Origin of the sequence: Shinella granuli, assembly GCF_004341885.1 — a bacterium.
Classification (GTDB): Bacteria; Pseudomonadota; Alphaproteobacteria; order Rhizobiales; family Rhizobiaceae; genus Shinella; species Shinella granuli.
Genome location: NZ_SLVX01000019.1, coordinates 112,809 through 119,550, shown reverse-complemented (window position 1 = coordinate 119,550; position 6,742 = coordinate 112,809). Strand labels below are relative to the sequence as shown.

Below are 6,742 nucleotides of genomic sequence, written 5' to 3'. Positions count from 1 at the left end.
CGTTGCAGAAAGGAAATAGGTGGCCGGATTTTACTCCGCCCGCAGCAGCATTATGCCGCCGCTACCGTGGCCGACTTTTGCACCGCCGCTCTCACGCGAGAAGTGATTATTCACAACCGTCGCGCGCGCGTATCAAGAAAGTGTTAATGAAATGATAAAGCCGCCCCCTCTCGGGAGCGGCTCAAAGCGTAGGTGAACAGTCAAACTCCACTCACCCTTCCTGTTTCCCACCGTATTAACGGAACAGAGACAGGATGTTCTGCGACGCGCTGTTAGCAATCGACAGCGACTGGATGGCGAGCTGCTGCTGCGTCTGCAGTGCCTTCAGGCGGGTCGATTCCTCGTTCATATCCGCATCAACCAGGCGACCGACGCCCTTGTCGATGGCTGCGGACAGCTTTGAGGCGAATTCTTCCTGCAGCTCGATGCGTGAAGAAATGGAGCCGAGCGATGCAGCCGCGCTGGTCATGGTCTGGAGCTGATCATCGATATACTGGATCATGAAATCCAGAGCGTCGGCTTCAGTAAAACTACCACCCATCGCGGTTGCAACGGTATCCAACTTCGTGATGTCGAGGTTGTAAACGGAGAACCCAGCATCTGCGTTGACAACGTTCGTCGGTAGATCGGCAGTATCGACGAAGTAGTCAGTGGAACCATCGTTGTAGGCAACAGCCTGACCAGTCGTCGGCGCAGTCGCGGTCAGTTTCACCCACTTGTCCTGTCCGTCAAGACGCAGGTACTCTACAGTGCCCGCATTATCAGCAACAGTTTGATTGGTCGTCGTATTCGTCGTGAAGGTCAAGCCGAGCGTGAGCAGCTCGTTCGTGCTATAACCCTTAACGGCAGGCGACGAAGCGACGCCATTGATCGTGATGTCGACATTAACGCCATCCGTGCCATTGTATTGCGCCTGGGCGTCAAGAATGCCCGAGCCATACGTCGTCAACGGCGTGTTGTTCGTCGAGTCAAAGAGAACAGTCTTATCGTCAAGCGTGTAACCGATCTTCTTGACCGAGACGTTGCCGTTGTCATCACGAACGAAGGAGCCGACAACGTCTTTGATCGCTGCGGCCCCGGCATCAGCCTTCAGCCAGTTTTCTCCAGAGAAAGACGCCGCATCAGCAATGCCCTTCAGCTGATCCTGAAGCTGAGCGATTTCGCCCTGCACCTTCGCTTTATCGACGCCGTCTTCCGTCGCCGTTACCAGCTTTTTCTTGATTTCCTTGACTACTTCAATCGAGGACTCCATACCCGCATAAGCGGTATCAACCTTGGCAGCACCGAGGCCGAGGGCGTCCTGAACGGCGGAGAGCGCCATGTTGTCGGAGCGCATGGTGGTCGCGATCGACCAGTAAGCAGCGTTGTCAGCCGCGCCACCGACGCGCAGGCCCGAGGAAACGCGCGCCTGCGTGTCTTCCATGCCGTTGTTGATGGAGCGCAGCGTCTGGAGGGCAGACATGGCTGCTGCGTTGGTGAGAATGCTCGTCATTATCGTTGTCCCTTTGAACGTAATACTGGTGGGGGACATACCGGACTGAAAACTTTACCGGTTACGGCGGTTCGGCATCATGCCAACTCGGTTTCTCCAGGGATCTGAAGGGATACCAAACCCGTCGTGTCCAAGCAAAACTCGCAGCCAATCCTTGCCAACTCCTTAAATCGACAAGGGGCTTTCGAGCGGTCGCCAAGTATGGTTAACCGCTGGTAAAATTTTATGGTTAAGAAAGTCCGGAGCGTCTGCGCAATACCGGAGGAGCTGCGTCGCTTTACTGGCGGAATACGCTAGCTGAAGGAGCGGACAAGGCTGCCGACGAGCAGGTTCCAGCCGTCGATGAGCACGAAGAACAGGATCTTGAAGGGCAGCGAGATCGAGGTCGGCGGCAGCATCATCATGCCCATGGCCATGGTGATGGTGGCGACGATCATGTCGATGACGAGGAAGGGCAGGACGACGAGGAAGCCGATCTCGAAGCCGCGGCGGATTTCCGAGATCATGAAGGCCGGGATGACGACGCGCAGGTCCGCGACATTGTTCTCCACCACCGTCTGGCCGCGTTCTTCCGCCAGCGAGATGAAGAGTTCGAGATCCTTGTCGCGGGTATTGGCGACCATGAACTCGCGGAAGGGTTCGGCGATGCGCCTGGCCGCTTCCGTCTCGTCGATCTGGTTGGCGATCAGCGGCTCGACGCCGTTCTGCCAGGCCCGGTCGAAGGTCGGCGCCATGACGTAGAAGGTCATGAACAGCGCGAGCGAGACGAGAATCATGTTCGAGGGCGTCGTGGCGAGGCCCATGCCGGAACGAAGGATCGAGAAGGCGATGACGAAGCGCGGAAAGCTCGTCACCATGATGAGGATGCCGGGGGCCACCGACAGCACGGTGAGCAGCCCGAAGGTGCGGATGATCCAGGAGGCGACCGACCCGTCGACCTGCGCATTCAGCAAATCGCCCGGCAGCTGCAACTGCTGCTGGGCGTAGGCCATACCGGTCATCGCCATCATGGCGACGAAGGTCAGAAAGGCTCGAATCATTCGATCACAAAGGTCCGGAACATGACGTTGGTTACGCGCCCTTCGGACCTGAGGTCAACCCGCTCCTGCAGGTCTTCCCGGAGATATTGGAACCCGCGCGGTCCCTGCACCTGCTGCAGGGAGACGGTGCGCATATAGGCGAGGATGTCCTGGTGGATCTCCTCGGCGAGCGTGACGTCGGGCACGCCCTTGAACATCAGCGCGACTTCGAGGCGGATGCGGTTGTCCGAGGGATAGGCAAGGTTGCTGGTGATCGGGTCGAGCAGGACGACGCCGTTCGCCTCGGTGGAGATATGCGGCACGACCTCGGCCGTCTCGCCTTCCGCGCCGCCATGGCCACCCTCGGCCCCCGCCTTCGCCTCCTCCGCCGGTTCCGCAGGCGGGGGGGCGAGCATGTTGCCCACCAGCCAGCCGCCGCCGCCTGCCAGCAGCGTCAGCACGGCGATGGCCGCGATGGTGAGGATCAGCGTCGGCTTCTTCTTCTCGACGACCGGTTCTTCGTCCGCCATGGTGGTGCTTCCCTTCAGATCGGCGAGAGCAGGTCGACGGCCTGCTGGCCCCATGGCGGCTGCTGCACCTCGGTCAGGCGGCCGCGGCCGCCATAGGAGATGCGGGCTTCCGCGATGCGCTCATAGGCGATCTGGTTGTCGGCATCGACATCCTGCGGGCGCACGATGCCGGCGACGTTGAGGATGCGAAGCTCGTGGTTGACGCGCACTTCCTGCGAACCGCTGATCAGGAGATTGCCGTTCTCGATGACGCCCGTCACCACGGCGGCGACGAGCAGGTTCAGCTTTTCCGAGCGCTCCGTCGAGCCGTCGCCCTTGGTGCTGGTCGAGGAGCCGTAGTTGAGGTCGGCTTCCGTATCGACCTTGAAATTGTTGCCCGAGCCGCCGAAGCCGAAATTCATGCCGCTCTTGTTGGTGCGCGAGCGATCGGTCTTGTTGTCGAAGCTTGCCCGGTCGTTGACGCGGATCTTGACGGTGAGGATGTCGCCCACCTTGAAGGCGCGCGAATCCTTGAAGAGCGCCGACTGCTGGTCGCTCCAGATCGAATAGCCGGCAACCGCCGTGCGCGGCTGCTTGGGATACATGGCCATCTGCGGCGTTTCGGCATAGTTGAGGCCGCTGCCGATCGGGCTCATCGAGGGCGCGCGGCCGATTTCGTCGAGGGCCTGGCTCGTGCAACTCGAAAGCGTGAGCGCCACGGCGAGTGCGGAGGCGATCTTCTTCATCATGACGGGTCCTTTGCCTTTGACGTATTCGGATCGCCTGCAATGGCGATGAGACGGGTGAGCAACGCGGCCTTGTCGGCCGGCATTTCGGCCAGGATGGTGCTCGACTGGCGCGGCGGCAGCTTCATGACGATCGCCGAGGCGATCTCCGGATTGATCTCGGCAAGCTGGGCGGCAGCCGCATCGGGCTTCATCTTGCGATAGATCTCGACGAGCCCGGCCTCGGCCGTCTTGAGGAAGTTGTTGCGACGGTTGAGCCAGTCCTCATATTCGGCGCGGCGGGTTTCCAGCGTTTTGATGCGCGCGTCGATGTCCTTCTGGAGGTTTTCCAGTTCCTGCTTCTGGAGCAGGTAGCGCTGGTCGCGCGCCGCGTCCGCGATGTTGGTGCAGAATTCGCGGATCTCGTCAGCGGTCGCCTTGGTCGTCATAATGACGGGGCGTTCCTCGGCGAAGGCGCCGGGAATGGCCATGAGCACGAAGCCGGCCATCGGCAGCGCGAGCTTGCGCGCCAGCGTCTTCAAGGCGGTAAGGGTCGTGACATCGGTCATTGCAGCACCAGTTCTGCCTGGAGGGCGCCTGCGGTCTTGATGCTCTGCAGGATGGAGATGATGCCATCCGGCTTGACGCCAATGCTGTTGAGACCGGTGACCAGCGAGCGCAGGCTCGAGCCGTCGAGCAGGGCGACCGTGCCGCCATCCTGCTGGACGAGGATGTCCGTGTTCGGCTCCACCGCCGTCTCGCCCCTGGAAAAGGGCTCGGGTTGCACGACCTTCGGCATTTCGTTGATCTGCACGGTGAGCGTGCCGTAACTGACGGCGACGGGCGAGATGCGCACGTCCTGGCCGATGACGATCGTTCCCGTGCGCTCGTTGACGACGACGCGCGCAGGCGCATCGGTCTCGATGACGAGGTTCTCTATATCGGCCATCAGGCGGGAAAGATCCGCCATCTTCGGCTTGGAAACGTAGACCGACTGCGAATCGCGCGATTCGGCGATCGGCGAACCATACTGTGCGGCCGCATAGCGGTTGATCGCATCCGCCATGCCGACGGAGGTGGAAAAATCGGGATTGCGCAATTGCAGCACGAGATCGGAACTGTCCTTGAAGCGCGAGGGCAGTTCGCGCTCGATGATCGCGCCGTTCGGCACCCGGCCGGCCGTGGTGACGCCCTGCTGCACCGTGGCGGCCTCGCCGCTGGCGCTGATGCCGGTGACGACGATCGAGCCCTGCGCAACCGCATAGATCTGGCCATCGGCGCCCGAAAGCGAGGTCATGACGAGCGTGCCGCCGCGCAGCGACGAGGCATCGCCGAGCGAACCGACGGTCACGTCGATGCGGCTGCCGGGGCTTGCGAAGGGTGGCAGGTTGGCGGTGACGAGCACGGCCGCGATGTTCTTGGCGCGCGTCTGGGTGCCCACCATGGAGATGCCGAGGTTCTGCAGCATCGCCCGCATGGACTGTTCGGTGAAAGGCGAGGAACGCATGCTGTCGCCCGTGCCCTGGAGGCCGACGACGAGGCCGTAGCCGATCAACTGGTTGTCGCGGCCGGCCTGCAACGAGGCGACATCCTTGATGCGGGCCGCCGGCAGCGCCGGTCCGGCCGCCAGCATGAGGCAGGCGAGAACGGCAAGGGCGCGGGAGAAGAGATCACGCATCATTTCGCCACCACATGCACGGTTCCGTCGGCCATGACCGTGCCGGAGACGATCACGCCCGAATCCTTGTTGCGGATCCGGATGAGTTCGCCGACGGCAGCGTCCTGCAGGGGCGTGCCGTTGGCGCGGATGACGAGCGAACCGTTGTCGAAGACCATCTGCACGGTCGAGCCGCGGTTCACGACGAAGGGTTCGCGCAGGGCCGAGACGAGGATGACGCGGCCGGGCAGCAATGTGCGCTTCGTAATGAGCCCGCTGACATCGGAAATGCTTTCGGCAAATCCCTTGACGATGTTCGGGTTGGTCACCTCGACCACTTCGAGCTGGCCCGCCTGGATCTCCTCGCCGGGATAGATGATGCGCTTGGGCACGACGGCGGTGCGCCCATTGGCCAGAGCCGCGTCGGCCACGAGAAGACCGACGAGCGCGGCAGGCGCGAGAAGGATCGCGCGCCACCGGGCTGGCAGGGTCTTTCCACTCCGAAGAGCTGCTTTCAGGCGAAACATCATGTTCCCCGCGTGTTGGTTGCTATCTCAGGTTCTTGCTGACCACGGCCGCCATCTCGTCCGCGGCCTGGATGATCTTGGAATTCATCTCATAAGCGCGCTGGGCCGAGATCAGGTCGGTGATTTCCTTGACCGGATCGACGTTGGAGGCTTCGAGGTAGTTCTGCTGGATATAGGCGAAGCCCGCCTCGTCCGGTGCACCGACATTGGCCGGGCCGGAGGCTGCGGTTTCGCGGAAGAGGTTCTCGCCGAGCGGTTCCAGGCCCGCCTCGTTGACGAAGTTCGCCAGCGTGATCTGGCCGAGTTCCTGCTGCTCGCCGGCGACGGTGGCATAGACCTGGCCGGACTTGCTGACCGTAATCTCCGTCGCATCCTGCGGCACGTTGATGCCGGGAACGACGGTGTAGCCGTCGAGGGTCACGAGCTGGCCTTCGGCGTTCGTGTTGAAGGCGCCGGCGCGGGTGTAGAGCGTGGAGCCGTCCGCTGCCTCGATCTGAAACCAGCCGCGGCCGATCAGTGCGAGGTCGAAGGAATTGCCGGTGCTCGTCAGGCCGCCCTGGAGATGCAGGTTGCGGATGGCGGCCGTCTTCACGCCGAGGCCGATGATCGCGCCTTCCGGCACGACCGCCTGGTTGGCGCGGTTCGGCACGCCGGCAGCGCGCTCGGTCTGGTAGAGGAGGTCAGAGAATTCGGCTCGGGCGCGCTTGAAGCCGGTCGTGTTGATGTTCGCGATGTTGTTCGCGATGACTTCAAGGTTGGTCTGCTGCGCGTTCATGCCGGTGGCGGCGATGGCTAGGGCTTTCATGTCCGGTC

General features: G+C 62.1%; 8 protein-coding genes. All 8 read right to left on the bottom strand.

Features of this window, described 5'->3' with window-relative positions:
• Positions 1-235 precede the first annotated feature (235 nt).
• Positions 236-1,492: a flagellin N-terminal helical domain-containing protein gene (locus EV665_RS23930; protein WP_133035978.1), complete on the bottom strand. Its 1,257-nt coding sequence runs from the start codon at positions 1,490-1,492 to the stop codon at positions 236-238.
• Positions 1,493-1,785: 293 nt separating this feature from the next.
• Entirely contained in the window at positions 1,786-2,532 is a 747-nt protein-coding gene (gene fliP, locus EV665_RS23925; protein WP_133035977.1) for a flagellar type III secretion system pore protein FliP, read from the bottom strand.
• On the bottom strand, positions 2,529-3,041 hold the full coding sequence (locus EV665_RS23920) for a flagellar basal body-associated FliL family protein (RefSeq protein WP_133035976.1): 513 nt from the start codon (positions 3,039-3,041) through the stop codon (positions 2,529-2,531). Before EV665_RS23920 ends, fliP begins: the two co-directional genes overlap by 4 nt.
• A gap of 14 nt (positions 3,042-3,055) precedes the next feature.
• Positions 3,056-3,769: a flagellar basal body L-ring protein FlgH gene (flgH, locus tag EV665_RS23915; protein ID WP_064328880.1), complete on the bottom strand. Its 714-nt coding sequence runs from the start codon at positions 3,767-3,769 to the stop codon at positions 3,056-3,058.
• Positions 3,766-4,314 carry a MotE family protein gene (locus EV665_RS23910; protein WP_064328879.1) on the bottom strand — a complete coding sequence of 183 codons (549 nt, stop codon included), beginning with the start codon at positions 4,312-4,314 and terminating at the stop codon, positions 3,766-3,768. The genes flgH and EV665_RS23910 overlap by 4 nt, the downstream gene beginning before the upstream one ends.
• On the bottom strand, positions 4,311-5,423 hold the full coding sequence (locus EV665_RS23905; protein ID WP_084437699.1) for a flagellar basal body P-ring protein FlgI: 1,113 nt from the start codon (positions 5,421-5,423) through the stop codon (positions 4,311-4,313). The genes EV665_RS23910 and EV665_RS23905 overlap by 4 nt, the downstream gene beginning before the upstream one ends.
• Complete coding sequence (gene flgA / locus EV665_RS23900) at positions 5,423-5,932, bottom strand: flagellar basal body P-ring formation chaperone FlgA (RefSeq protein WP_064328878.1); 510 nt, start codon at positions 5,930-5,932, stop codon at positions 5,423-5,425. Before flgA ends, EV665_RS23905 begins: the two co-directional genes overlap by 1 nt.
• A gap of 19 nt (positions 5,933-5,951) precedes the next feature.
• Positions 5,952-6,734 (bottom strand): flagellar basal-body rod protein FlgG, encoded by a 783-nt coding sequence (gene flgG / locus EV665_RS23895; protein ID WP_064328877.1) that lies wholly within the window; start codon positions 6,732-6,734, stop codon positions 5,952-5,954.
• Positions 6,735-6,742: the final 8 nt, after the last annotated feature.